Source organism: Citrobacter sp. Cb031 (genome assembly GCF_030336725.1).
In the GTDB taxonomy this organism is placed as follows: Bacteria; Pseudomonadota; Gammaproteobacteria; order Enterobacterales; family Enterobacteriaceae; genus Citrobacter; species Citrobacter braakii.
The window spans coordinates 1-2470 of the sequence record NZ_JAOWDA010000029.1; the positions used below are offsets into that span (position 1 = coordinate 1).

Annotated in this window: 2 protein-coding genes; both read right to left on the minus strand. The window is 41.3% G+C overall.

Annotated features, from left to right (window positions below; all coding sequences use genetic code 11):
- The coding region (locus tag OGV93_RS12890; protein ID WP_287109612.1) for a T6SS effector phospholipase Tle3 domain-containing protein at window positions 1–1373 on the minus strand (1373 nt) is incomplete at its 3' end.
- Window positions 1363–2412: a T6SS immunity protein Tli3 family protein gene (locus OGV93_RS12895; protein WP_103928592.1), complete on the minus strand. Its 1050-nt coding sequence runs from the start codon at window positions 2410–2412 to the stop codon at window positions 1363–1365. The genes OGV93_RS12890 and OGV93_RS12895, both read right to left, overlap by 11 nt.
- Window positions 2413–2470: the final 58 nt, after the last annotated feature.

Here is a 2470-nt window from a genome sequence, read left to right on the forward strand (position 1 = left end):
ACTTTTTCGGCATTAATAAAAACCGTTTGCCATTCTGGAGGATCCGGATAGGTGAAACTACTGCTTTGATACTGGTCGCCTTTATCATCCCAGAAAGGTTTTCCATCCGGCAATTTTGCAAAAGGCGTCACGGGATTTGGAGCTTCGCCACATGGAGTACTGCGAGCCAGCATCCGCTGAAATAAATTTCCCTGATGCTTTTTCAGCAGAGGATGAGGATGCCCCTGAGAATCATTGGGTAATCCCTGCCAGCCAATTGAGCGTAGCGGCCGTGATCCCATAACACGGTCATGAGGACAAAAGTAGATATAAGTGCGCCCGTGATTATCGCGTTCGGTAAGACTGGTACCATTTTCATCAGCAAGAGTGACATCAGGTCGCCAGTTTTTTTTATCTGCCGTTTGTCCGACACAAAGCCCTTCATAGCCCAGTGATGACAAATGATTTTTTCTTGAAGCCACCTTATCAATGATGGCAGATAACGTATTCTGCCGCCCTTCTGGCGAAATGCACTCATCTGCCGGAAGTGACGCGCCATTAAGATCGTTGTGATCCAGTGCATAGGGGGAGTTAAGTACAAATAATGCATCAGGTGCTTGTTCAGCAATTGCTACGGCAGCCATTGCGACCATGGTTCCCTGACTGTGAGAAACAATGGTCACCGTATCTTTGGGATATTTTTTACGAATACTGTCAACCAGGTCTGCAAGACGTTTGGCCGCATGGGCATAATATTTTCGCGGCGGGGCATTGGTTAACAGGCGGTCTTTATCTTCATTAAACCATTGTATCTTAATACCGGCAACGCTCTCTTTAAATCCTTTCTCACTCCATAAAGAGTGCAGATTATTTGTACCGTTCTGGAATGGCCCCCCGCCCCAGAAAAATGGCCCCTGAGCAATAATGCTTTCATGAGAAACACCTTGCATTTTCAACTGATGATAATCAACGCCTTTCCTATTGGCTAACGGTATAACGTATTTATCTTCATTACCTTTAGGTGAGGAATACCCCCAATAGAATCTAATCACAGGAGAGTTTGATTCTTTTGTGTTTGTCGCATCTCTTTCAACTAATGGTGTAGTTGAAACCACAGAATCGCTTTTGTATTTATTCTTAATTAGAAGATATGGTTTTTCAAGGCCAAGCCGTTTATTTAAACCTACACATAGGCTTTCTTCAGCGCTCTCAAACCATTCTCCCGTTGAATTAACACCATGGACCAGTATAATAATCCCAGGTAAATGAGGTGGTAAATCACATCCACCTCTAACCTGACAATTCTTATGTGAAGGAAATGAACTCCAGGAAGGGTGTCCATTATCATCGAACTTACACTCAAGCTCTCGGATTGGCTCTTTGCTATTGCTCATTTTTCACTACATCCCTTTTACCATATTTCGATATATAGATTATAGTTTTGGCTTTAACTTCATTATTGCATTGATAAGCTCTATCACTACCTTCATCAGATAATCGGGGGAACCCAATTCTATTTTTATAAACATCTCTTGTCATTTTTGTGGCTATATCAGATAGCTCATTTGCCAGTCTATTAGTTTCGTCATGCGATTTAGGCGGAATAGACTCCCTTGCATAGTCAAATATATTAAAACGCGGACCATAATCATTAGCATATGGTAGTTTTCTTCGAGACACTTCCTTCTTTATCCGTTTTTCAACTTCAATATCCATATCATTAAATACATTTATTAACTTACCGCTATTGCTATCGAAGCGAAATTTATTCACACCAGAAAGACCATCAGTATATCCATCACTATAAACTGGCTCTTTCTTGGACTCATCCCTTAGATAAACACCATCATTAGCCACTACCACTTTAAGCTTACTGAATCGTTCAGGGGTGTTGTACTCCTCAGCTATAATTTTATAGATAAAGGTTTTTCCATGATCTGCTGAAAAGAAGAAAAACACAGGACAACCTCTTTCTGACCTTCCGCTACCACAATATTGCCTGGTTGATGCACCGGGGAATGCGAGATAACCATTATCTGCACCATTAATAATGGTTCCCTGATAAGCCGCAACATTATTACCACGACGATATGAGAAATCATAAAAATCTGTATCCCATCCCAGTTGGGTTTTTATTTCCCTTTCAGTATCATTATAATAAACCTGCCCCCCCTTATCACAAGATATGTAGTTTTCCAGTGTCAGATATCGATTTTTATCTATGCGATAAATAATTTGAGTCGGCGCATCCGTTTCAACTTTTCGTGACTCTTCTACCTGTTGAGAACCGCTCATTCCTCCCAGACCGACCCCAAAACTGGCCCCCATTGATACACCAGCTAAAAACTGAAGTCCTTTATAAATGGCATACAGGAGCACACCAGTAATGGCTATAATTGTGAGTACTTTTCTGTCTGACTGATTCCATTTCATATTATTGCGCCTTAACCAGGGTAATGAGCATATTGTCGATAACATCAGATGAGTTCAG

Excerpts from the sequence above, each read along its gene's own strand:
- OGV93_RS12895 (WP_103928592.1), bottom strand. The coding sequence starts at position 2,412 with ATGAAATGGAATCAGTCAGACAGAAAAGTACTCACAATTATAGCCATT.